Here is a 23,993-nt window from a genome sequence, read left to right as displayed (position 1 = left end):
TGAAGAGCGGACCGGAGGAAACTCCGGTCCGCTTTTTTGCCTTTCAGGGCTCAACCCGCATGTATGCGGAGAACCGAAGACATGGGGCCCGCGGGAGGCAAGTGGAGAGAGTGTAGTCGGAGAACCGAAGACATGGAGCAGGCGCAGAGCACGTGGGCCAAATGTAGTCGAAAAACCGACTACATAGAGCAGACGTAGAGCACGTGGGCCAAATGTAGTCGAAAAACCAACTACATAGAGCAGGCGCGGAGCACGTGGGCCGAATGTAATCGGAAAACCGACTACATGGAGCAGGCGCGGAGCACGTGGGCCGAATGTAATCGGAAAACCGACTACATGGAGCAGGCACGGAGCACGTGGGCCGAATGTAATCGGAAAACCGACTACATTGTGTTTGGCGCGAAGGTGAGTGGACCGGATGCAGCACGGAGTCACTTCTGCAGCTTCTGCTTCACCTGTATCGCCTTGTTCAGATGGACGAAGTTATGCCGGGTGGCCGGCATCAGCACATGACCGGCAAAGGTCTTGCCGCCCCAATAATCCATTAGCCACTGCTCGCTGTCCAGTACGGCCTTTTCTTCCCGGACTCTCTCAAACTGCGCCGGAGTGGCCTTCCTCCCGAGCTGTCCCGGCTCCAGAGAGGATAGGATGGAACGTGTTCTGCGGGCGACAGCGCGACGGTACTCAGTCAGCGCCCCGAGATTCACCTCTCTGCTGAGCGCAGCGACATCTTGTTCACTCATCCCATTGCCGGAATGAACGTAAGGAACCTCCAGCCTCCGGGCATACTGACCCGAGTATAGCACCTGTTCACAGTCTGCCCCCAGGATATTCATGGTGATATCCTCAATCCGTGCACTGTGCCAGAGATGCCAGACGATTGAATTACGGCTGCCGGGTGTCTGCACCGGGTAGCTGCGCGCAGTGGACTCCAGCAGCGTGTCCCATAATGTATCCTCGTAGGTTGCCTGTTGCCCGTTGCTTTCTTCAGAGGCGAAGAGGGCAGTATGCAGCTCCAGAATGATAGCGACTGCTTCAGTATGCGCCTTCGGGTTGGTGATGATCCTGGACAACATTTTATGCTGCCTGTTCCAGTGGTTTCGTTGTTCTGTATTCATGTTTAACCCTCGCTTTCCGTAATTTTTCAGAAAATTTCTGTAAGAAAATCATTGACGGATAAATAGGTAAATAGTAAAATAGTTCGCATGCGAAATATTATTGTGCATTATGCTTGTGGAGGGATAAGGCTTGGAAGAAAAGGAAAAGCAACTGGACGATATTCTGTCCTCTTTCCGCTGCATTACCCATAATTTCCAGCAGCTTCTGTGGAAGTATGCGGAAGAGCTTAATATTACCTCAACCCAGCTCATGGTGCTGCGTAAGTTAGCGGTGCATCCGGACATTGGTATCACTGAGCTTGCCGATTTGCTGCATCTGGGCAATAGCGCGGTCAGCGGGGTTGTGGACCGGATGGTGAAGGCCGGGCTGATTACCCGTGAACGCTCGCAGAGCGACAGGCGTATATTCAAGCTGGCGATGACCGATAAGGGCAAGGAGATCCGTGAGCTCAGCAAGCAGTCATTCAGACGGCATCTGCAGCCGCTGGGCGAACTTCCGCCCGGGGATGCACAGGAGCTGCTGCGGCTGCATGGTGAAATTATCCGAATTCTAGAACAAGGGAGAGACAACAAGAAGCTATGAGTACAATTACAGCCGGTAATGCACCGTCCAAGACGGTCCGCAGAGGCCCGATTATCGCAGCGCTCCTGATCGGCGCCTTCGTGGCGCTGCTCAATCAGACACTGATGAATGTGGCACTGCCCAAAATGATGGAGGATCTGAACATCCTCGCCAATACGGCCCAATGGCTGACGACAGGGTTCATGCTGGTTAACGGTGTGCTTGTGCCGATCAGCGCCTATCTGGTGGAGAAATTTACGACCCGCCAGCTCTTTACGACCGCAATGATGTTATTTTCGATAGGTACTCTAGTCTGTGCAATAGGAACAGGCTTTGAGATGATTATGGTCGGCAGAGTCATTCAGGCCGTGGGTGCCGGAATTCTGATGCCGCTGATGAACATTGTGTTCCTGCGCATCTTCCCGATAGAAGAACGGGGCAAGGCGATGGGACTGATGGCCGTTGCAATGATTTTTGCTCCGGCTGTCGGACCTACCTTGTCCGGCTGGGTTGTGCAGAACTACTCCTGGCGCGTGCTGTTCTACATCGTGCTTCCGCTGGCCATCTTCTCGATGCTGCTCGGCATGAAGACTATGCAGAATGTCGGTAAGCTGACTTCTCCGAAGCTGGATAAGCCGGGCGTGATCTTATCGACCCTGGGCTTCGGCGGGCTGCTCTACGGCTTCAGTGATGCCGGAACAGACGGCTGGGGAAGCACGACCGTTATTCTCTGCCTGATCCTGGGTATCGTGTCCCTGGGGCTGTTCGTATGGCGTGAGCTGACCACAGATAAGCCGCTGCTTGAGTTCCGCATTTTCCGCTACAACATGTTCTCACTGACTACCGTAATCAACATTATCGTCACCATGGCTATGTACGCAGGGATGATCCTGCTGCCGATCTACCTGCAGACCATCCGCGGCTTTACACCGATGGAATCCGGACTGATGCTGCTCCCGGGTGCGGTTCTGATGGGCGTTATGTCGCCGATCACCGGAATAATATTTGATAAAATCGGCGCCAGATGGCTGGCGGTTATCGGCCTTGCCATCACCACTGTGACGACCTGGGAATTCAGCCAGATCAGCACCACTACCACTTATACTCACCTGATCCTGACGTATACGGCCCGGATGTTCGGGATGTCGATGCTGATGATGCCTATCGTTACCGCCGGTCTGAACCAGCTGCCGCAACGTCTGGCTTCCCATGGTACAGCCATGTCCAACACCCTGCGTACCGTAGGCGGTGCACTGGGGATGGCCCTGTTCGTCAGCCTGATGACCAACCGTACGAAGAGCAACATTACCGATGCACTGGTAAGCGGAGCGGTGTCGAAGACCGATAAGGCTGCGATGCTGAAGCTTACTCAGGACGCAACGATTAACGGGATTACCCATGCGTTCGCTGTAGCAACCTGGGTGACTGTTGTTGCCCTGGTGCTGGCGCTGTTCATCCGCAAGACCTCTCCGCAGCCCGACTTCCTGAAGACGGAAGAAGCGGAAGGCGGACAGCCGCAGCCGAACCTGACGAAATCACAGAGAGCATAATCCTGTATATAATAAAAAGACGATCCGATATAACCGCTAACGGTTGTCGGGTCGTCTTTTTGCGTCTGTGAACCAGGGTGGAATTGCCCCAATGTCCTTCATTCTCCCCAGTCTCACAGTCCAAAACCGGCTTCCCCCTTAGAGTATAAACCGGCAAACCTGACAACATGGATTCAGGTTCAGATGCGATCTGCTGAATATGCCGCCGCGACGCCTCGGGCCACCTCGCCTAATCTGCGGCGGACATGCTCCGGTCCCAGCACCTCCAGGACGGTCCCGAAGCTTAGCAGGTAGCCGTACAGCCAGTCGTTCTCAGGGTACTGGAGTGTGAGGATATATCCGCCGGTAGCATCCCGCTGGAGCGTCTCACAGTCGAAGTATTCCTCGGCTAGATGCTTGCCTTCCGGCGTGAAACGCAGCGTGACCGGTGTGAGATTCTGCGGTTCCTTCCAGGCACTACTCCACGGCAGCTCTGTAAGCGGGATATCCTGGCGGATATAGTGCCTGTTCTCCTTCACCAGCGCTTTCATCCGCAGCAGCTTGAAGAGGCGGAAATCCTGACGTTCCTGGCAGAACCCGTATAAGTACCAGAACTGTCCCTTAAGGACCAGCGTATATGGCTCGATTGTACGCGTACTTACCCTGCCTTCGGCCGTTATGTATTCAAAAGTGACCATGACCTCTTCCTCCAAGGCTTCTTTAAGGAGGTTCAGCCGCTCCTCCAGCGGAGCTGTCAGCTCCCAGGGGGAGAAATCGACGATCATTTGGGTGGTTTTGCTGCGGAAGGCGGCGATCTGGGAGGGAGGGACAACGCTGCTGATCTTCTCCATCAATAGCTGGTGACCCTCTCCTCCGATAGAGGAGGCGCTTTGCAGCGCACTGAATATATCGGCCAGCTCGCGTTGCGATAACACATTGCGGTCTAGCCGGTAGCCCTGCATGAGGCCAATGCCGCCCCCTGCGCCCTGATAGGTAACCACAGGGATGCCTGCGCTGTTAATGCTGTCTATATCGCGGTAAATCGTACGTACAGAGACCTCGAACATATCGGCCAGCTCCTTGGCCTGAATCAGCGGCCGGTTGAGCAGGAGAATGACAATGGAGAGCAGACGGTCTATTTTCACAGGGATACCTTCTTTCGGGCGTTAAGTGGGCTTAAGTCAGCGGGTCTTGGAGGTTTCTTTAACCTTTACCTGGACCTTGGCATCAAGCGTAGCCGCAGGCTTGCGCCGCCGCAGCCGGAGAGAAATGGCAGCCCGGTAACGATAGATAATAATCAGCACAGCGATCGCCAGCACGCCGACCGCGATCCAGAGGGCGTAGGATTCGATCAGGTGGAAGATACCCATCCACTGCGGGCCGAAGATTTTGCCGATTCCGAGGAATAACACCACCCAGAATATTGCGCCCCCATAGGCATACATAGCGAATTTACGGAAGGGCAGGGCGATAATCCCGGCAAAATAACCGGTGAAGTGGCGGACGCCGGGAATGAAATAGCCGATGGAGATAAGCACGCTGCCGTATTTCTCGAACCAGCGCTGTGTCTTTTCCAGCTTGGCCGGAGAGAACATGAACCATTTGCCGTACCGCTGGATAAAGGGCAGACCGGCCTTGAGGCCGATGAAATAAGTAATGGTCATCCCGATTGTAGTCCCTAAGAAGGCTACGATCACCAGGGTGAAGAAATCCAGTCTCCCTGTGTAAGAGAGAAATCCTGCGAAGGCCATCGTGGTCTCCCCGGGAAAAGGCAGGGCGATGAATTCGAGCAAAAGCCCGAAGAACAATACGCTATAACCGTAGCTCGCAAACAATTCTTGTATCCATTTCAGCATATCCATAGATTCTTCACTCTCCAAGGCTGCGCGCCAATTCTATTCTGAAGCTTGTCTTCATATAATCTACCAAATGGTGCGGAAGCGCCAATAGAATGCTGGAGGTAGAGAAGATGAAGGACAGTCGGGAAAATCCTATCCGCCGCATCATGATCTGCGGGTTGCTCATTATTGCTGCCATGTTGAGTCTGGGTGTGTCAGCCTATGGAGGGCAGGAGAATTCTTCCGGTTCGCGGAGGGCGTACTCCCTGCAGGCTGAAGCAGGCAGTGCGTTACCTCTACTCTCTAAGAATAATGCTCCGGCTGTCCCGGTGCAAGATTTGCGCCCGGCAGCGGCCAGAATGACAACCGCAGAATTGCGGCAGCTGCACGTTTTAAGCGGTTCAGCCTCTGGGGCAGGTGCGCAGCGTCCTGCTCCCGCTATACAGCAAGTATCTGCTGCTGCGGGGAAAGCTGCTCCAGCAGCCGGACACCGCAAGGAGAAGGTGGTCTATCTGACTTTTGACGACGGGCCAAGCGCAGTTACTCCTAAGGTGCTTAGCATATTGCAGGAGCAGGGGGTTAAAGCGACCTTCTTCGTGCTTGGGGATCAGGCCGCAGGCCGTCCCGAGCTGATCAAGGCCATCTGGGAGCAGGGTCATGCTATCGGCAACCATACCTATAATCATAATTATCATGATTTATATAGCGGCTTCAAGGAGTTCTGGCGCCAAATCAAACAGACGGAGGAAACGGTACGTGAGATCACAGGCATCCGTCCGCAGCTGGTCCGTGCGCCGGGCGGCACGTTCGGCCATTTCGACAGCACATATTTCAATCTGCTGAAGCAGGCAGGCTACGGGGTGATGGACTGGACTGTGGACAGCGGGGATTCCCGCCGCCGGGGAGTGCCTGCTGCGGAGATTCTACAGGCTTCTGTGGCTGACTTGACCACTTCCAGTGTGGTATTGCTGCTGCATGACGGATCGGGCCATGAACAGAGCGCCAAAGCGCTGCCGGCTATCATTGAACGCTACAGAGCAGCCGGTTATGAGTTCGGTGTTCTGGATGCGCAAAGTGATCCCGTACAGTTCAGAGTGTCCTCCAAAGCAGCCGCCCTTCATAGAAGCAAACCGTCACAGGATTGGATATCGGCCAATATTGCCCCGAATGCGGAGTTGCTTGCACCAGGCAAGGCGCTTGCCCTTGAGGTTGGCGGGCTGGTGACCAAGCTGAAGCCCGGAGAGTACCGTCTACAGGATGGGCAGTACTATGTTCCGCTACGCGCCACCGTAGAACGGCTGGGTGGACGGGTCGGCTGGAATGCGGTTACCCGGAGCGCAGCTGTCAGCTGGAACGGCCGCAGCATGACGTTAGACTCACAGAAGCAGGAAGTGGGCATTCACTGGCCGGACGGTACAGCAGAGTACAAAGCGGCACAGGTGCAGCTCCAGGGTTCCTCCCTCTGGGTACCCCTGCGTATGCTGCTGGAGGCGGCAGGTCATCCGGATGCTGAAGCCTTTGTTAATGCAGAGGAGCGCAGGGTTACCGCAGCTTAAGGCGGATATCCGGGTTGGAAGGCGGGCTGGACATAGAGAACGGCAAGGAGAGCAGAGAACAGGGAGCGCTTGCGGGGAAAAGCGGCTGCTGAATGTCTGGGCATCCTTTTTCGTGGAAAGAATAGATAGCAACAGGCCTCAGCAAGCAGTATAGCCAGAGAAAGTACAGGCTGCCGGGGGCTAGTCTATGACCATGGAAGGGTGTCCTCCTTGTCCTCATCATCATTGACAGATCCGAAATCACAGGTATTTTCACAGCAGAACAGGTACGGGAATGCAGAGATTGCCGGGTTCCCCCGGAAGCGCATCCGCCGCGCAGCCAAGGAGTGGGGGCGAATGCTGCTCCTGATGGCGGTTACCGGAGGGCTGTATATGTGGCGCGGCGGAGAATCGCTCCTGCTGCTGCTGACAGCTGGCGGAGTGGTTATGTCCGGCGGCCTGCTGATGCAGCTCTGCGGTCCCCGGAGAGTCAGTGTCCAGCGCACGATTGCTCCTGCGCGTCTGTCTGCGGGGGATGACGCTACCGTGGAGGTTCAGATTTCTTTTGCCGCCAGAATTCCGCTGCCCTGGATGATTGTGACCGATTACTGGAGCGGGGGCAGCCATCAGGAGCTGCTGTTTCCCGGCTTCCGGCGATCCTTCAACTATTCGTATGAGCTGCTGTCTGTCCCAAGAGGAGTGCATCAGCTTCATGGGTGCAGTGTAACCTGGGGAGATCTGCCGGGGCTGTTCACAGGCGGCTGCCAGCCGGGTGGCAAAGCGGGCTTCAAGGTGTTGCCAAGAGCGCTATATATGGGCGCAGCAGTGCCGGATACCGGCTTGCTACCCGGAGACCGTGCATCCGGGCGGGGAACCCACAGCAGCCCGCAAGCAGCGGATATCCGTGATTATGCGCCGGGAGATCCGTTCAGCCGGATTCACTGGAAGAGCAGCGCCCGTAAAGGCAACCTGCAGAGCAGAGTGCCGGAACGTGAAGCGGGGCAGATGACCTGCATCGTGCTTGCGAGCAGTCCGGCGGATTATGAGATTCCCGGCGGTGCGCATGCTCCCCGCAGCCAGCGGAGGTCGGTGATCCCCGCCTTTGAACAGGCGGTATCGGCTACTATGGGGCTGCTGCTCTCTGCCGAGCGCTCCGGCAGCTACATCCAGCTCTTCAGCGGGGGCTGGCCGGAAGGAATGGCCAGACATGAGGGGGTGGGCCAGATCCCCGGGAGGGTCCGGGATCTGCTTACAGAGATTGCCCCCTCCGGTTCACAGAGTCTCAGCAGATTGCTGGAGGAGGCATCGCAGAGCTGGATTCCCGGGATGACGGTATCCGTCATTACCGGCCGGCTGGAGGAGGAGCCGGCGAGAACGCTGGCCCGCTTCCTGGTTCAGGGAATCAGGGTGGAGCTGTATTATGTCTGGGACCAGCCATCTCCGAGCCGGACTCCCGGTAATCCTGTGCGAAGCCCCGCCGGAGCAGCGGGGACAACGCCGGAGCTAACCCGCAGCAGCAGGCTGGCACCGGAGGGGCGGGAACCAGCCGGGCAGCATGATTCAGCAGCTTACGGGACCAGCAGACCGCCTGCCTCGGATACGATTGCGGGAAGTCTGATGCGGCTTGGCGCGAGGATTCACTGTCTGAGCCAGGCTGCTCCTGCACAAGGGTACAAGGGGGCGGAGCCAGATGGATTTCCGGATAACTCCACCTCCTGCTAGTGCGGGTACGGATGGTGCCAGTCCGGTGGGCTCAACCCACAGCAGGCAGCGCCGCTACGGAAGCATCATCTTTACAGCGCCAGGGATGCAGGAATCAGACCTTGCAGAGAACAGCAACGCAGGTAAAAGAGAGAACAGCCCCCTGTACTATCGCGGCCTGTTCTCTTTGGCAATTATGGGCGTCTTTGGGCTGTGGCTGCTGCCGCTCTACAAATTGTCTGCGGCAGCGGACCATACACAGCTCCTGCGGCTCCTCATGCTCTCGGCAGCAGCGCTTCTCGCCTGGGGTTGTCTGCTGTTACCCCGTCTTGTACAGGTAAGCGGGCAGTTTCTTCTAATCTTCATGACCTGGATTGGCCTCTGTACTGCTGCGGGAGGCGGGGGCGGGTGGCTGAAAGTCTATGCCTTGGAGAAAAGCGGGGAGGATGCCCTGCTGCTGCTCTCCGGCCGGATCTCCGCCTTAAGCGAGGACAGCAGGCTCCTGATTCTGGTGCTGGGCTGGGGACTGCTGGTGTCCTCCGTCCAGCAGCTCGCGCTGTACAGGGGAAGTATTGCGCTGTTCACCGGTGTAACGCTGGTATATCTGCTGGTACTGGATATGGGCTATGCCGTTAATACTTCCGGGGATGTACTGGCCACGGCGGGGCTGATCCTGTGGCTGCGGTCCTTAAGCGGCCTGCTCCATCTGCAAGAACGGACAGGGAGGCAGGTGCTTCCTTACGCCCGCTGGGGAGCCAGGGCGTTATCGGCGGCTGTGCTGGTAACGCTGGCCGCCTGGTTAGCCGGGCAAGGGCTGGGTGCACGTCCGGCTGCCCCGGTTACACTGCAGCCGGTGCTGGACAAGCTGGAGCACTGGGCTGCAGCGCAAAAGCCCGATGAGACAGGAGTACCCAAAGCTGGCAGCACCGGCTACAGTATGGAGGACAGAGAGCTTGGCATGCCTCTGACTCCAAGCACAGAGGCGGCCTTCACGGTCACTGCCCCCCGTCCCTACTACTCGTGGGGGGAGAGCATGGCGTATTATGACGGCCGCCGCTGGATCAGTAGCGGAGCCGCGTATGCAGCGCTGAATCTGCCCCGCCTGTCCGGGGCGGTGCCTGCTCTGGCGGATGCTTCACCCTCCGGGGGGCAGACCCTCATCCAGCGGATTCAGCTCGCTTCGCCTTCCACTGGAGGTGTGCCGCTGTTCAGTGCAGGCGCTATAACAGACGTACAGAACATCTGGCTTGCGGATGGAAGCCAGCTGGGTTACGTGCTGGCCAGCCCGGACAGGCTCAGCTTCCGCCTGCCGGAAGTCTACGGCTCCGCAGGGGTTACGGAGTATACCGTCAAGTCTGTTCTGCCGCCAAGTGATCCGGCAGTGCTGCGGACGCTGAAGGGGAATGATCCCGACGGGGTCCGCAGCCAGTATTTGCAGCTCCCCGCTGCTCTGCCGCCCAGAGTGCGTGCACTGGCCGGCGATCTTACCGGAGCTGCTGCGAGCCGTTACGATGCCGCCGTAGCCGTGGCCGGCTATCTTCAGGACGGCTACACCTATTCGCTGAAGACCCGTGTGCCGCCATCCGGTGCAGACTTCACCGATGATTTTCTGTTCGGGACCCGTCAGGGCTATTGTGTGCATTTTGCCACTGCGATGACGGTCCTGCTGCGCAGCAGCGGCATTCCTGCGCGGTACGTCCAGGGCTATGGCCCGGGAACCGCCGTGCCCGGCTCTGTGCCGCAGCGCTACAGTGTGACCGGCGGCGACGCCCACGCCTGGGTCGAGGTCTATTTTCCCGGCGCGGGCTGGGTCCCCTTCGACCCCACGCCCTCCGCCGCTGCCGACGCTGCCCCCGGCGCGGCGGCTACGGACCCGGCGGCTGCCTCTGCGCCGCCGGAAACCCGCCGCTGCGCTGCGCTGCACGCGGGCGCGCTGACTGCCGCCCTGCCGCAGGCGGGCGGCCCGGACCGTGCGCCGCTCGCGCTGGCGGCGCTGGTGCTGGCTGCCGCCATCCGCTGGCGGCGCAGCCTGGCCCTGCTGCCGGCGGTGCGCCGCGCCGGCAGGCTTGGCCGTGAGCGGCAGCTGCGCGCCGCCGCTGCGGCCTGGCACGGGCTGGCGGCGCGGTATGGGCCGCCGCCGCCCGGGGTTACCGCCAGGGAGTACGCAGACTCCCTGGCTATCGAGGACGGGCGGCTGCGCGCCGCCGTCCGGGGGTTTGTACGCCAGTGGGAGACCCTGGCGTATGGCGGCGCCGGAGGCGGCGTGCCTTTAGCGGCGCCAGATACCGCTGGAGACGGCATGCCTTTTCCGTCCTCCGCACTCACGACGCCTTCCGCACCCACGACGTCCTTCGGACCCTCTGCACCCATGCCGCCTTCCGCGTCCCAACGCCGTGCCCCCGCCAGCGCTGCCGATGCCATGGACGCAGAGGCTTTCATAGCTCGGTGCCTGATGATCACATTCCATCTGACGTGATCCGGCAAAAGGCGTCCCTGCGTGTGCAGCGGACGTCTTTGTGACGGCTAAGCTAGCCGCTCCAAATGTAATCGAAAAACCGACTACATTTAGCGCTGCGTGGATACGAGGACCAAATGTAATCGAAAAACCGACTACATTCAAATTCACTTTCCCTAGTAACGCTGTACATACCGCCAGCCAGGGCAGTAATTCTTCACTGTATTTCCATAACATAGTTACCGGCTCCCGGCAGCAGTGAATCGTTAGACATTGCTCATCTGCTGGTATTACGTACTGTCATAGCCATGAGCTTGTTTCCGCTACCTTTGCACCATGCGGGTATTCCCTCCACCCCTACCACAGCCAGCCCAAAACCTTAAAACAGAGGGACCCCATTTCCTTGACGCTGAGAATTAACCATGAGTATAATGAATCCAATAATCAAGGGAGGCAAGTAATGAACAAGCCAAATGAAATAATTGTTGTTCTGGATTTCGGGGGACAGTATAACCAGCTTATCGCGCGCAGAATTCGTGACCTGGGGGTATACAGCGAGCTTCTGCCGTACAATACACCGATGGAGAAGATTAAGGCCTTATCGCCCAAAGGGATTGTATTCTCAGGCGGGCCAAGCAGTGTCTATGCGGAGAATGCACCACATGTAGACCCGGCGATTTACGAGCTCGGGCTGCCGATCTTCGGAATCTGCTATGGGATGCAACTGATGGCTCAGCAGCAGGGCGGCAAGGTGGAACGCTCCGCCAAGCGCGAGTACGGCAAAGCAGATGTGGAATTCGCACCCAGCTCTGTGCTGGCAGCGGGCCTTGAGAGCAAGCAGACCGTATGGATGAGCCACGGGGACCATGTAGTGGAGCTTCCGGAAGGCTTCAAGCTGGATGCCGGTACAGAGAGCGCGCCGATTGCAGCCATGAGTAATGATGCACGCAAATTCTTCGCCGTTCAGTTCCATCCTGAGGTGCGCCACTCCGTGAAGGGGAATGAGATGATCTCGAACTTCCTGTACGAGGTCTGCGGCTGCGAAGGCAAATGGACGATGGAGTCGTTCATCGAGGATGCTGTTAAGGACATCCGGGATAAAGTCGGCAACAAGAAAGTGCTCTGCGCACTCAGCGGCGGCGTAGATTCCTCTGTGGTGGCGATGCTGATTCACCGGGCGATCGGCGATCAGCTGACTTGTATGTTCATTGACCACGGCCTTCTGCGCAAAGGTGAAGCGGAGAGCGTCATGGAGACTTTTGTCGGCAAGTTCGATATCCATGTTGTCAAAATCGACGCCCGTGACCGCTTCCTCGGCAAGCTGGCCGGTGTCTCCGATCCTGAACAGAAACGTAAAATCATCGGCAATGAGTTCATCTACTGCTTCGACGAAGAATCGGCCAAGCTGGGTGACTTCGCGTTCCTGGCCCAAGGTACACTGTATACCGATATCGTAGAGAGCGGTACAGCAACGGCGCAGACGATCAAGTCGCACCACAATGTAGGCGGGCTGCCGGAAGATATGAAATTCAGTCTGATCGAGCCGCTGAACACCCTCTTCAAGGACGAAGTCCGTAAGCTGGGCGAAGAGCTGGGCATGCCGCATGCGATCGTATGGCGTCAGCCTTTCCCGGGTCCGGGTCTTGCGATTCGTGTGCTGGGTGAAGTGACCGAGGAGAAGCTGCAGATCGTCCGCGATTCCGACTATATCCTGCGTGAAGAGATTGCCAAGGCGGGTCTCGACCGTGAGATCTGGCAATATTTCACTGCTCTCCCTAATATGAAGAGTGTCGGCGTAATGGGGGACGAGCGTACTTATTCCTACACCGTAGGTATTCGTGCGGTAACCTCGATTGATGGCATGACCGCCGACTGGGCGCGTATCCCTTGGGATGTGCTGGAGAAAATCTCGGTCCGCATCGTCAACGAAGTGGACAACGTGAACCGCATCGTCTACGACATTACCTCCAAGCCGCCAGCGACGATCGAGTGGGAATAGACATAGGTTAAAATTAAAACTCTCTTCTACCGGCAGGCTTCTGCCAATAGAAGAGAGTTTTTTGTCGGATACGGTACCGTCCTTTAAAAGATCGTCAAAGCTGTTCCCGCTTTTATTTCTAAATGATTTTCTTAATGTTTCTTTTTTGAAGAAAATATGTAATGATCCCAAAGGCAGCGCCCGCGATGCACCAGAGCAGAATGTTGAACAGGTGAATTTCGATCTTCTCGCCAGCTAACGCCGGGAACAGGAACTCCATCAGGATGAACATAGTGATGCCCCACTGGGCACCTGCCAAGAAATACTTTTTCTTCAACGCATTAATGATTTGTTCATAATCTGCATCTGAGTCATATTCCGTTTCGGCAACTCCGGTTTTTCGGAGCCGGATAAGGATGTAGTAGGCTAAGAACTGCTGCACAATGAACAGAGCCATCGTTCCGAAGGTGAATGTGTGGTGTATGGTATCCATAATTAAGCTGATAAGCATAAGACCGGACGTCAGATATAAGGCATGCATACAGGCACCGGCAAGAATTCTATGAATCTCTCCCTGCTGATACTCATCTCGTTCCTTTATATAGCCAACAAATGGCTTTAACATTCTCTTCTCCATATTACTCAGCATGATTGTTTACCTCCCAGAAAAGTGTATTCAAATCAGAGTTCAGGGCTTTGGCCAGCTTAATGCATAAATCCAATGAAGGATTATACTTGTCATTCTCAATTAGATTGACCGTCTGCCGGGCAACTCCGACCTCCTTCGACAGGGCAAGCTGCGACAAGCCGGCGCGTTTTCTGTATTCGGCAACCCTGTTCATATCGATTCCTCCTTGATGAAAAGTCATATATATGTGACTAACTCTATGTTCATGGTACTCTCCATAAGTTTATGTGTCAATTATATATGACAAAAAAAGAACTCCAAAACCCTAAATTAAGGTTTGGAGTTCTTTCTGCTTAGGAGGACAGCTACAAGCTCTTCATCTCATAAATCTTCTCAAGCGTATCCAGACACTCTGTCTTCTTGTCATCACTATCCGTATGGAGATATCCCTCCACCATCCGGTATCCGAATACGAGCAGGATGAATTCGTAGACGCAGTGGCCGGCAAGAGGGGCAATCTCTCCCGCATATTCCGCGAAGCCCCGGTAATAAGCAGGGACGCAGCGCTGATAGTATTCAATCATGTGATCAAGATCCACCTCATCCGCAATCAGGCTGGCGATGTCCTCGCCGAGGTAACCCCAGCCCGAGGTATCCCAGTCGATCAGCGCGATGGTCCCGCCAGTATAGATGATGTTGGTTACCCAGAAGTCCCGGTGGCATAATACCAGAGGCAGGCGTTCAATCCGGGCAAAAATATCATCTGATTGCTCATCGATATCGATGAGCATTTGCCGGATATGCTGCGGGAATTCGCATTCCTCTAAGCGGATATAGTCGTAGACAACCGGCCATGACCGGTAGTGCAGATACGTATTTTTCATGAGGTCCGCATGGCTCAGGTTGGTCAGACTCTGCAGCACTTCAGGCTGCTCTGCGTACAATTTCCCTTGATAGCGTCCCAGCTCCAGCGCCGCCTGTTCATACATGTCACCGGTCAGCTCCAGGCCGGAGCTGCCATCCATATATTCCAGCCACAGCCTCATTTCATCCCCGGCTTCATTCATCTCGGCATGATAACACACCGGCCAGCGGAAAGATTCCGTGAAGGTTGCACCGAGCGGCGAAGCGTAGAGGTCATATTCCCGCCGCCAGGAATGCGGATCATCGTAACGCTCCCATTTCTTCTGGATTTTCAGCACGATCCGGTAAGGCAACTGCGCTCCTGCAGCCGTTCCGGCCGTTCCGGTAATCAGCTGCACATCTCCCAAGGTCCCGCCATGCAGCTGTAACGTCTGGTAATCAGCAGCTGTAATCGTTGTTTTAAAAAGCTGGGATAGAGCAATATATAAAGCTTCTTGGTTTATCTTCATTTGTATCGTCCTCCGTGTTTCTTCATTTGCTTGCGCTGCATTGCAGCTGACTGATTGCGGGCATCCTTGCCCCTGAGATAGTTAGTTCTGTCCTGGACGAACCGGTTCTCCTGCAGCTGTGAGTTGTAACGCTCCCAGCGTTCACGCGTCAGAGAGCCCTCCGCCAGGGCAGCGAGTACCGCACAGCCCGGCTCCGCCTCATGGCGGCAATCCTTGAACCGGCACGCAGAGAACCATTCCTCGACATCGCTGAAGCCGGCAGAGATGCCTTCCTCGGCGTCGAATAATCCAAGCTCCCGCATCCCGGGCGTATCAATCACCATGGCGCCTGAGGGGAGCTTGAACAACTGGCGGTGTGTGGTGGTATGGCGTCCCCGGCTGTCTTCCTCCCGGATGGCACTGACCTTCATAACATCCCGTTCCATCAGGGCGTTGAGCAGCGACGATTTGCCTACCCCGGACATGCCGAGGAAGACGACAGTCGAACCTGGATTAAGATAGGCATCAAGCTCATGCAGCCCGTGACCGGTACGACTGGATACTGCGTGCACCGGCACATCCGGCATGCTTTGCTGGACTTCTGCCAGAGGACGGCTCCAGTCTTCAGTAAGGTCTGCCTTGGTCAGAATGACCACCGGCCGGCCGCCGCTCTGTCTGGCCTGAGTCAGGTAGCGCATCATCCGGGTAACATTGAAATCCCAGTTCAGGGAGGACAGAATAAATACATAGTCAAAGTTGGTGGCCACGACCTGCTCCAGAATGGTTTTGGTATAGCCTGCGGCATGACCCGAATAATTCGCACGCGAGAACTTGGAGCGGCGGGGGAGAAGCGTAACGATAAGCGAATCACCGCTCCCATTCGGGCGCAGCAGGACGAAATCCCCCACGCAAGGGAAGTCTTCACGGGATTCCGCAATATGATAGAACGTGCCTTTGAGTACAGCGGTCAACTCGCCCCGCTCAGTGATTACCGTGAAGCGCTCCCGCCGGAGCTCTGTAATTCTGCCGGGTAGCAGCCCGGCGGGAACTTCCTCTATTTCGGTGTAGCCATAGGTTGTAAGATTAATCATGTTTTTGGGTGCAGCTCCTTTTAAAGTTGTTTTGTGGACGCAAAAATGCCGCGGAACAGCAGCCTCAAATAGAAGCTACTGTTCAACGGCATTAAGACGCAAAAAGATACGACCTTTATCGTATCCCCTAAACAGCAATATTCACGAAAGGTTACTTGGGATGGCATACCAAATAATACGGGCTTTTCCCCGTCTTTTTCAAAAGCATGCCTGCTATGCAGTTTTAAACTGAAACCACCATATAAGTAGTAGCCAATTAAAACATCCCCTTTCGGATAAGGAACTTGTTAGAAAAATGGATTGCTTATCGCTAAGCTAATTCAGGTTAACATATTTTGGCGCGCTAATCCATGTAGAGTTTAATTATAATTAATCTAGTGCGGAACGATCTGCATTTATGCTGCAGTGTTTGGCGGATTCTCCCTGAACCGAGCGGGATTTGTCATGAAAATGTTCAATTTACGAACATTTATGTAAACTTAACGGCCAATGTTCGTATTTGCCATTGACAAGGCATGTCATCTCCCCCTAAAATGATAAAGCGCTACAGCAAATATATTCGTATAATTCCGGGGATCGGCCCGGAAGTCTCTACGAGGTCACCGTAATGACCTGGCTACGATTAAGAAGAGCAGCTTGCTCAGGGATGACCGGCAATTGTCCGGGGTTCCGGGCAGTGATCTCTTTTTTCGGGCCGGTGTCTTCCCAGATGCCGGCTTCCTGTGTTGCTGTATTGGCACAACATACAACCTTAGGGGGAGAACCATTTGAACCGCTTTTTCAAACTGAAAGAGAACGGCACCACAGTACGTACAGAGATCATGGCCGGTATAACCACGTTTATGGCAATGGCTTATATTCTGTCGGTTAATCCAAGCACGCTGACTGCCTTCGGCCGCATTGATATGGGCTGGTATTCCGTATTCCTTGCGACAGCGCTGGCAGCCGGTATTTTCACCATTGCCATGGGGGTATTCATTAACTTCCCGGTCGCTCTGGCACCTGGTATGGGCCTTAACGCATATTTTGCATCCGTAGTCTTATCCTCTGCCACCACTGAACATGAGTTCACCTGGCAGATGGGTCTTACCGCCGTATTTATCTCCGGGATTATCTTCATCCTCCTGACCATTACCCGGGTCCGGCAAATTCTGCTTACTGCCATTCCTGACAGCCTGAAGCATGCAATCACTGTCGGTATCGGAATGTTCATTACCATTATTGGCCTGAAGAACAGCGGACTGATGACTATCGGCGTTGAAGCAGGAAGTGATATCGCCGCTAACAAATTTACAGATGTACTTTCTTTTGAAACTGTAATTCATATGGGCAGCCTGGAGAACACCAATGTTCAACTCGTCATTATCGGCCTGCTGCTGATCTCCATCTTAATGGTACTGCGTGTTCGCGGTGCTATCCTGTTCGGAATTCTCGGAACTACCGTCGCTGCAATCCTCATGGGTGCTGTAGATTTCAGCTCACTGAGCAACCCGCAGACGCCATGGATTCCTGATTTCACACAGCTTAACTTCTGGGAATTCGACTGGGAAGGCATTATGCACACCGGTATCGTATCGGCGATTGCCACCTTTACCTTCGTAGAACTGTTCGATACCTTCGGTACGCTGGTGGGTACTGCTGAACGTGCCGGAATCATGAAGAACCCTGAAGAGGGCAAAAAGCGTGTCGGCAATGCCATGTTCGTAGATGCGGTAGCTGTTGCGGGCGGTGCGATGCTGGGGACTTCCACTACTACCGCTTATGTTGAGAGTGCAGCCGGTGTTGCTGAAGGCGGACGTACGGGTCTGACTGCAGTAACTACAGGGATCTGCTTCCTGCTTGCTTTGTTCCTGGCTCCGGTAGTCGCATTGATCCCAGGTCCGGCCACAGCGGCAGCGCTGATTATTGTCGGTGTACTCATGGCTCAATCGATCCGTGACATTGACTTCCAGGACATGGTACTGGCAATTCCGGCCTTCCTGACCTTTGTAATCATGCCGTTTACGTATAACATTGCTAACGGGATCTCATTCGGGATTGTTACTTATGTTATTCTGGCTTGTGTTGCGAATATCGCCGGCAAGAAGAAATATGATATCCACTGGATGATGTGGGTGCTGGCGGTGCTGATCATTCTGCGTTATGTTCTGATCGGCAGCCAAGGCTAATAAGCTCCCCGGATTCTGGCTTCCATTCTGCGGTCTCTTCATTATATGAAGAGGCCGTTTTCTTTTTATTCTTGTAAGGGGGGAGCCGCCCGGGAGAAGCTGGGCTTTACCCTTTTCATTAACCAATATTTAGATTATATTGTTGAAGAGGTGATTAATGGTGTCCGGTGTATTCAATCGAATGTACAAGTCCTTCCTTAGCCAGCCCTGGCCGGCGCTGCTGTTCCTGCTTGGGGCAATAGTCCGTATTCTATTCATAACTTCTATTCCACCGGGACTGAATCAAGACGAAGCCTCAATCGGCTATGATGCCTATGCCATTTTGCACTACGGAATGGACCGGAATGGTGTTCATCTGCCGATTCATTTAATCGCCTGGGGCAGCGGGCAGAATGCGTTATATGCCTACTTGTCTATGCCGTTCATTCTGTTGTTCGGACTAACACCGTTATCTGTAAGGGCGCTTAGCCTGATCATGGGACTACTGGGCATGCTTTTTTTCTATCTCATTATGAAAAGACTGTCGGCCTCGCCTGGAGCCGGGACCGCTGCTATGTTCTTTATCGCCATTAATCCGTGGCATATTATGATGTCCAGGTGGGCGCTGGAATCGAATCTGTTTCCTACGTTGATATTGATAGCCGTATACTTTCTGCTGCGCGCCTTTACGAATCCAAGGTGGTTGTATGCCTTTACCGGCATGCTGGCTCTCTCGCTGTATGCTTATGGAACAGCCTACTTTTTCGTCCCGTTATTTGCGCTTGGTACGGCAATTCTTCTATTATATAGCAAGGTCCTGCGGCCCCGTGCCTTGGCCTGGAATTTTGTATGGTTTGCGGCACTGGCGCTGCCTATATTGCTATTTATTATCATAAACCGTTACGCTATGCACGATATAGCTACTCCGCTGTTCACGATTCCGAAGCTTACGACGCCGCGCGTGGAGGAGATTTCATCCGTGTTTGGAGGCAGGCTGTGGCAGGCGGCTGCGGATAACTTTAGGGCCTTCAGCAGGCTGATGTGGAGCGGGAGCGACGGCTTGCCCTGGAACTCCATCTCTCCTTACGGGTATGCGTACCCGCTGGCGTTGCCTTTTGCGCTGCTCGGCCTGATCGTTCTCCTGCATTCCTGGTGGACAAGCCGTCGGGAGAGGGAGAGTGCCGGCAGGGGAGCCGTGCTGCTCTGGTTCCTGGTGGCGGTGCTTATGGCTCTGATTACAACTGTGAATATTAACCGGATTAATATTATTTTTTATCCGTTCATTATGCTGGTAAGCACCGGATTCGTCTGGCTGGCAGGCAAGACCAAAGGCATAGCCATCCTGGCCGCAGCCGGATTCGCCGTGATGTTTATTTTATTCTCCAATACGTATTTTCGCGATTTCCCTGAACAAATCGGTCCAGCCTTCTATGAATCCTTTGGGGAGGCTGCCCGGTATGCTTCGGAACACAGCACCGGTGAAGTCTATCTTACGAACCAGGTGAATATGCCTTATATTTATGTACTGTTCTATGAGCGGATCAATCCGCATGATTTCCTGAAGTCTGTTCAGTATGCCAATCCGGGAGAGGCCTTTCAGCGGGTTTCTTCCTTTGGAAGATACAAATTCGATGATTTGAACAGGGTGCCTGCGAATGCCGCATATATCTATGCGAATAGTGCTGCGCCGCCTGCGGCAAGCGCCGGTTCCAGAGTGAAGCGTTTTGCCAACTACAGCGTACTGCTCACCAGTGAACAGAATGGCGGGTCTCAAGACACATCCAAGACTGCTGCAGGTGAATTTGTGAACGGCGGATTTGAGGAAGGGACAACGGGCTGGTCCTTCTCTGCGGGAACGGGAGTGGCCGGCAACAACCCCTTTGCCGGAAGTAAGCTGGCATATCTTGATGCCGGAGCGGAGAGAATCGTATCGCAGAGTTTTACCGCAACAGCCGGTGAGTACAGACTAACCGTTATGACCAGTAGCGGCGGCAGCGGCGGGAAGATCGGCATTCGGGCAGCCGGTAAGGTGCTTGCCGAGACAGAGCTGCCTGCGGGGGATGCTTATCAACAGGTCACACTTCCTGCGGTCACTCTGGAGCAGGGAATACAGGCAGAAGTATACATAACCGGCGGTAATGGCTGGATTAACATTGACGAGGTGAGGGTAGAACGATGACCAAGAATGTACGTGCAGCGGCAACCGTTATACTAATGCTCTTCTTATTTATTCTTCCTGTAACAAGCATTTATGCCGAAGGGAATCTATTGCAGAACCCGGGCTTTGAAGAAGGGGAAGAGGGGGCACCGGCAGGCTGGAGCAAGGACATGTGGATTGCCGGAGATGCGGCAGGCTCTATATCCGTTCAGTCCGAAGAGGTTCATTCCGGCAGCAAAGCGGCGGTTATCGAGAACCTGGAGCCCAATCACCTGAAGTGGGTGCAGACCGTTACCGTTGTGCCGGATAGCTACTATAGAATCTCTGGATATGTCAAAATAGCCAGCATCGCAGGCGGGGGGATCGGGGCCAACATCTTCCCGGTAGGCATCGGGGGCGGTTATCCCGCTACCAGTGATACCGGCGGTGAATGGCAGCGTCTGGAGTTCATCGGCCAGACCGGCAAGGAGCAGACCGAGATCGGAATCGGCGCTGCGCTCGGCGGCTACGCCAATCTGGTTCAGGGCAAGGCCTATTTCGATGATCTGTCCGTAGAAAAGCTGGATACAGTGCCGGAGGGATCGAATATCATCTCGCTGGACAGCGGAGCCCAGGCTCCCCCGGCAGATGCGGACGGAGGAAGCAAGCCGGAGGAAGTGCCGCATAAGGTATCGCCGGCCAAGCTGCTGCTGCTTTCCGGAGCATTCTGCCTGTTCTTTGCTTTTCTGTACACAAGAGCCTTCCGCAGTGAGCGTCTGCTGAGACAGGAGGATGTTATCTACACCCGCTGGCTGTACGTTTTGTTCGGCGCGGCATTCATCCTGCGGATCTGGATCGGCCTTACGGCACAGGGCTACAAGAATGATATGAATACCTTCATGGCCTGGGGCCAGCGCCTGACTGACCTTGGACCGGGGAAATTCTATGAGGAAGGTTATTTTGCTGATTACCCTCCGGGGTACTTATATGTGCTATATCTGCTGAGCCTGCTGCGCGGATTGTTTAATTTTGCGGGCGGATCAGGCGCCGAGACAGTTCTCTTCAAGCTGCCTGCAATTCTCTCTGATCTGGTGCTTGGCTGGATCATTTATAAGAGTGCGCGAATCAGGCTCGGCTCCGGGCTGGCTATGGGGCTGATGCTGCTGTTCCTGTTCAATCCGGCTGTGCTGATGGACTCGGCAGCCTGGGGGCAGGCGGATTCCTTTTTCCTCATCTTTCTACTGCTCAGTATAATGGGGGGTGTCGATAAGCGCTTTGTACGTGCAGCGATCTTCTTTGCCGTCGCTACATTGATTAAGCCGCAGGCACTGATTTTCACACCTGTGCTGCTGCTCGCCTTCTACCATCACCGGGCCTGGAAGCAGCTTGCGCTGGGAGCCCTGTACGGACTGGGGATTTTTCTTGTCCTCGCAGCTCCGTTTTTCTGGAACAATGGAGGGTTTGCAGGCTTAATTAACCTTTACAAAAGCACACTGTCCTCCTATCCGTATTCCACAGTGAATGCCTTCAATCTGTATGCCTTGACCGATCCGATGTGGTCGGCGCTGGATGTGACCTGGCTCGGCATCCCTTACCGTATATGGGGCTTTATTTTCATCCTGGTTGCAGTTGCACTTGCTGCGTATTATTCCTTGAATACCAAGGACCGCAAGGATCTCTCCAAGTCGTACTTCATCGCTATGGTGCTGATCACGGTTGTCTTCGTATTCGGTACCAAGATGCATGAGCGTTACTTGTATCCGGTACTGATCCTGTCCTTATTCGCCTTCATGGAGAGCCGGGACCGGCGGTTCCTGACCCTGTTCCTCGGTTTCTCCCTGACTCAGTACATCAATGTTGGTTACACACTGGCGTACCTGAATACCGGAGGAAATCCGCCGGCTGACGGCATTGTTCTGGTTACAGCTATTACCACTATCATTCTTGCGATATATCTGCTCTATATTGGATACGATGTATATATCCGCCGAACTGCGAAGCTTTTGCCTGAACCGGTTACTCCCAAGGAGGCGTACTCAGCAGATTTACTGCTTGCAGAAGGCATTAAGCCGCTTGCTCCTGCTGAGCGGCGTTCTCCGCTGAGGCTGAAGCGCAGAGACTGGATCTGGATGCTCGGTATCACCGCCTTGTACGGGGCGCTTGCCCTCTATCATCTGGGTGACAACAAGGCACCTGAGACTCTGTGGGAGCCGGCGGCCAGCGGCAAGAGCTTCTATGTGGATCTGGGGCAGGCCCGTCAGCTGGAGCGGGTTAATGTCTTCGGTGGTGTCGGAACCGGGAAATTTCAGCTGGAATTCAGCCAGACCCCTGATAATTGGAGCAGTCCGCTTGAGGTAAGCGAGGATGTCGGCAATGTCTTCATCTGGAAAAGCCAGCCGCTTAATGTATCCGCAAGATATGTCAAGCTCTCGGTTACATCTCCAGGCTTCACTCTTAATGAGATGGCCTTCTATGAGCAGGGGGCACCGAAGATTCCTCTGACCATAGCAAGCGTAACACCTGATTCAGGAGCAGCTAAAAGAGGAACGCCGGCCAATTTGTTCGACGAGCAGTCCGTCATTCCGGAGAACTCTAATTTCATGAACAGTACGTATTTTGATGAGATCTATCATGCCCGTACAGCTTATGAGCATTATCATAATATTGTGCCTTATGAGAACACGCACCCGCCGCTTGGCAAGCTGCTGATCGGGGTAGGGATGGAGCTGTTCGGCGTCAATCCGTTCGGGTGGCGGATCATAGGTACCTTGTTCGGGATTGCAATGCTGCCGCTGATCTATATCATGGCTATACGGTTGTTCCGTAAGACTACCTATGCGGCACTGGCAACAGGATTGTTCGCTCTGGACTTCATGCATTTCACCCAGACGCGGATATCAACCATCGATGTGTACGGTGTATTCTTCATTATGCTGATGTTCTATTTCATGCAGCGGTATTTCACGATGAACTTCTACCGGGTGCCGCTGCGGACAACGCTTGTTCCGCTGTTCTGGTCAGGACTGTTCTTCGGCATCGGGGTTGCTTCGAAGTGGATCGTGATTTACGGAGGCGCGGGACTTGCTATTATGCTTGCGCTGGTACTGTTTGAACGCTACAGGGAATACAAAGCTGCCGGACGTCTGCTGGCTGAAGGCAAGCTGGGAGGGCAGGAGCTCAAAGCCGCCTGCAGGACTGCAGATCAGTCCTTCTGGAAGAACACGATCATCACGCTGGCCAGTTGCATCGGATTCTTCGTCATCATTCCGGGAATCATATACAGCTTGTCCTTCATTCCTTCACTGTCTGCGTCGGCAGAGGGCTTCACCCTTAAGGGCCTGATTGATGCCCAGAAGAATATGTATAACTATCACAGCCAGCTTGTAGCAACACATCCGTTCGCCTCCTCCTGGTGGGAGTGGCCGTTCATGAAGCGTCCCGTGTGGTTCTTCAGCGGCGGCGAAGGCTTACCCGCAGGCAAGACGAGCAGCATAGTTACCATGGGCAATCCGCTGATCTGGTGGACAGGAATCTTCGCGATGCTGGCCGCCGTATGGTTCACTGTGAAGCGCCGGGACAAGAACCTGTACATGATCTGGATCGCCTTCTTCTCACAATATGTTCCCTGGATGCTTGTACCGCGTGAGACGTTCCTGTACCATTACTTTGCGATGGTGCCGTTTATGATTCTATCCATTGTGTACATTATGAAGCTGCTTGACAGCAGGTTCCAGGGTGCCCGATATCTGCGGTACGCCTATGTTGCGGCTGCTGCCATCCTGTTTGTGATGTTCTATCCGGTATTATCCGGCATGCAGGTGAACAGCAGTTATATCATTCAAGTACTTCGCTGGTTCCCTTCCTGGGTATTCTAGGAGGGGAGCTGTAACGAGCCGCATAGTTGTTGGAAGCTGATATTGAT

The 23,993-nt window shown here is 54.6% G+C and carries 16 protein-coding genes and 1 riboswitch; of the genes, 9 read left to right on the top strand and 7 right to left on the bottom strand.

The window, feature by feature from the left end:
• Positions 1–431: 431 nt before the first annotated feature.
• Positions 432–1,118, bottom strand: a complete 687-nt coding sequence (locus NSU18_RS16410; protein WP_341149558.1) for a DinB family protein — start codon at positions 1,116–1,118, stop codon at positions 432–434.
• 130 nt (positions 1,119–1,248) lie between these two features.
• On the opposite strand from NSU18_RS16410, the gene NSU18_RS16405 reads away from it, so the two are divergent.
• Positions 1,249–1,701: a MarR family winged helix-turn-helix transcriptional regulator gene (locus tag NSU18_RS16405; protein WP_341014723.1), complete on the top strand. Its 453-nt coding sequence runs from the start codon at positions 1,249–1,251 to the stop codon at positions 1,699–1,701.
• A complete protein-coding gene (locus NSU18_RS16400) occupies positions 1,698–3,230 on the top strand; it encodes a DHA2 family efflux MFS transporter permease subunit (protein WP_341014721.1) in 1,533 nt (510 codons plus the stop codon). Before NSU18_RS16405 ends, NSU18_RS16400 begins: the two co-directional genes overlap by 4 nt.
• 179 nt (positions 3,231–3,409) lie before the next feature.
• On the opposite strand, the gene NSU18_RS16395 is transcribed toward NSU18_RS16400, so the two are convergent.
• Both NSU18_RS16395 and NSU18_RS16390 read right to left on the bottom strand, forming a co-directional pair.
• Positions 3,410–4,354, bottom strand: coding sequence for a helix-turn-helix transcriptional regulator (locus NSU18_RS16395; RefSeq protein WP_341149557.1), 945 nt, complete (start codon positions 4,352–4,354; stop codon positions 3,410–3,412).
• A 36-nt stretch (positions 4,355–4,390) separates the two neighbouring features.
• Positions 4,391–5,071 carry a DedA family protein gene (locus NSU18_RS16390; RefSeq protein ID WP_341149556.1) on the bottom strand — a complete coding sequence of 227 codons (681 nt, stop codon included), beginning with the start codon at positions 5,069–5,071 and terminating at the stop codon, positions 4,391–4,393.
• Positions 5,072–5,178: 107 nt separating this feature from the next.
• Here NSU18_RS16390 and NSU18_RS16385 point away from each other — a divergent pair, with 107 nt between their 5' ends.
• The 4 genes from NSU18_RS16385 to guaA all read left to right on the top strand — a co-directional run bounded on the left by NSU18_RS16385 (position 5,179) and on the right by guaA (position 12,737).
• On the top strand, positions 5,179–6,603 hold the full coding sequence (locus NSU18_RS16385) for a polysaccharide deacetylase (protein ID WP_341149555.1): 1,425 nt from the start codon (positions 5,179–5,181) through the stop codon (positions 6,601–6,603).
• 225 nt (positions 6,604–6,828) lie between these two features.
• Entirely contained in the window at positions 6,829–8,304 is a 1,476-nt protein-coding gene (locus tag NSU18_RS16380) for a DUF58 domain-containing protein (RefSeq protein ID WP_341149554.1), read from the top strand.
• Positions 8,273–10,759 (top strand): transglutaminase-like domain-containing protein, encoded by a 2,487-nt coding sequence (locus NSU18_RS16375; RefSeq protein WP_341149553.1) that lies wholly within the window; start codon positions 8,273–8,275, stop codon positions 10,757–10,759. Before NSU18_RS16380 ends, NSU18_RS16375 begins: the two co-directional genes overlap by 32 nt.
• Before the next feature lie 439 nt (positions 10,760–11,198).
• A complete protein-coding gene (guaA, locus tag NSU18_RS16370) occupies positions 11,199–12,737 on the top strand; it encodes a glutamine-hydrolyzing GMP synthase (RefSeq protein WP_341149552.1) in 1,539 nt (512 codons plus the stop codon).
• 118 nt (positions 12,738–12,855) lie between these two features.
• Here the strand turns inward: guaA and NSU18_RS16365 are convergent, their stop codons facing one another.
• From NSU18_RS16365 to rsgA, 4 genes are all read right to left on the bottom strand, one after another.
• Complete coding sequence (locus NSU18_RS16365; protein ID WP_341149551.1) at positions 12,856–13,365, bottom strand: DUF3278 domain-containing protein; 510 nt, start codon at positions 13,363–13,365, stop codon at positions 12,856–12,858.
• Positions 13,355–13,558 carry a helix-turn-helix transcriptional regulator gene (locus NSU18_RS16360; RefSeq protein ID WP_341014709.1) on the bottom strand — a complete coding sequence of 68 codons (204 nt, stop codon included), beginning with the start codon at positions 13,556–13,558 and terminating at the stop codon, positions 13,355–13,357. Before NSU18_RS16360 ends, NSU18_RS16365 begins: the two co-directional genes overlap by 11 nt.
• Before the next feature lie 151 nt (positions 13,559–13,709).
• Positions 13,710–14,717 carry an aminoglycoside phosphotransferase family protein gene (locus NSU18_RS16355; protein WP_341014708.1) on the bottom strand — a complete coding sequence of 336 codons (1,008 nt, stop codon included), beginning with the start codon at positions 14,715–14,717 and terminating at the stop codon, positions 13,710–13,712.
• Positions 14,714–15,787, bottom strand: a complete 1,074-nt coding sequence (rsgA, locus tag NSU18_RS16350) for a ribosome small subunit-dependent GTPase A (RefSeq protein ID WP_341014707.1) — start codon at positions 15,785–15,787, stop codon at positions 14,714–14,716. Before rsgA ends, NSU18_RS16355 begins: the two co-directional genes overlap by 4 nt.
• Positions 15,788–16,326: 539 nt before the next feature.
• Positions 16,327–16,426: riboswitch (purine riboswitch) on the top strand.
• Between the two features lie 128 nt (positions 16,427–16,554).
• Between rsgA and NSU18_RS16345 the strand changes: the two genes are divergently transcribed.
• The 3 genes from NSU18_RS16345 to NSU18_RS16335 all read left to right on the top strand — a co-directional run bounded on the left by NSU18_RS16345 (position 16,555) and on the right by NSU18_RS16335 (position 23,946).
• Positions 16,555–17,955 (top strand): NCS2 family permease, encoded by a 1,401-nt coding sequence (locus NSU18_RS16345; RefSeq protein WP_341014706.1) that lies wholly within the window; start codon positions 16,555–16,557, stop codon positions 17,953–17,955.
• A 181-nt stretch (positions 17,956–18,136) separates the two neighbouring features.
• Positions 18,137–20,113 carry a hypothetical protein gene (locus tag NSU18_RS16340; protein WP_341149550.1) on the top strand — a complete coding sequence of 659 codons (1,977 nt, stop codon included), beginning with the start codon at positions 18,137–18,139 and terminating at the stop codon, positions 20,111–20,113.
• Positions 20,110–23,946 (top strand): glycosyltransferase family 39 protein, encoded by a 3,837-nt coding sequence (locus NSU18_RS16335; RefSeq protein WP_341149549.1) that lies wholly within the window; start codon positions 20,110–20,112, stop codon positions 23,944–23,946. The genes NSU18_RS16340 and NSU18_RS16335 overlap by 4 nt, the downstream gene beginning before the upstream one ends.
• Positions 23,947–23,993: the final 47 nt, after the last annotated feature.

Origin of the sequence: Paenibacillus sp. FSL H8-0048 (assembly GCF_038002825.1) — a bacterium.
Taxonomy (GTDB): domain Bacteria; phylum Bacillota; class Bacilli; order Paenibacillales; family Paenibacillaceae; genus Paenibacillus_AQ.
This window is presented reverse-complemented; position numbering and strand designations above follow the sequence as displayed.

Excerpts from the sequence above, each read along its gene's own strand:
- NSU18_RS16410 (WP_341149558.1), bottom strand. The coding sequence starts at position 1,118 with ATGAATACAGAACAACGAAACCACTGGAACAGGCAGCATAAAATGTTG.
- NSU18_RS16400 (WP_341014721.1), top strand. The coding sequence starts at position 1,698 with ATGAGTACAATTACAGCCGGTAATGCACCGTCCAAGACGGTCCGCAGA.
- NSU18_RS16390 (WP_341149556.1), bottom strand. The coding sequence starts at position 5,071 with ATGGATATGCTGAAATGGATACAAGAATTGTTTGCGAGCTACGGTTAT.
- NSU18_RS16385 (WP_341149555.1), top strand. The coding sequence starts at position 5,179 with ATGAAGGACAGTCGGGAAAATCCTATCCGCCGCATCATGATCTGCGGG.
- NSU18_RS16375 (WP_341149553.1), top strand. The coding sequence starts at position 8,273 with ATGGATTTCCGGATAACTCCACCTCCTGCTAGTGCGGGTACGGATGGT.
- guaA (WP_341149552.1), top strand. The coding sequence starts at position 11,199 with ATGAACAAGCCAAATGAAATAATTGTTGTTCTGGATTTCGGGGGACAG.
- NSU18_RS16365 (WP_341149551.1), bottom strand. The coding sequence starts at position 13,365 with ATGCTGAGTAATATGGAGAAGAGAATGTTAAAGCCATTTGTTGGCTAT.
- NSU18_RS16360 (WP_341014709.1), bottom strand. The coding sequence starts at position 13,558 with ATGAACAGGGTTGCCGAATACAGAAAACGCGCCGGCTTGTCGCAGCTT.
- NSU18_RS16355 (WP_341014708.1), bottom strand. The coding sequence starts at position 14,717 with ATGAAGATAAACCAAGAAGCTTTATATATTGCTCTATCCCAGCTTTTT.
- rsgA (WP_341014707.1), bottom strand. The coding sequence starts at position 15,787 with ATGATTAATCTTACAACCTATGGCTACACCGAAATAGAGGAAGTTCCC.
- NSU18_RS16340 (WP_341149550.1), top strand. The coding sequence starts at position 18,137 with ATGTACAAGTCCTTCCTTAGCCAGCCCTGGCCGGCGCTGCTGTTCCTG.
- NSU18_RS16335 (WP_341149549.1), top strand. The coding sequence starts at position 20,110 with ATGACCAAGAATGTACGTGCAGCGGCAACCGTTATACTAATGCTCTTC.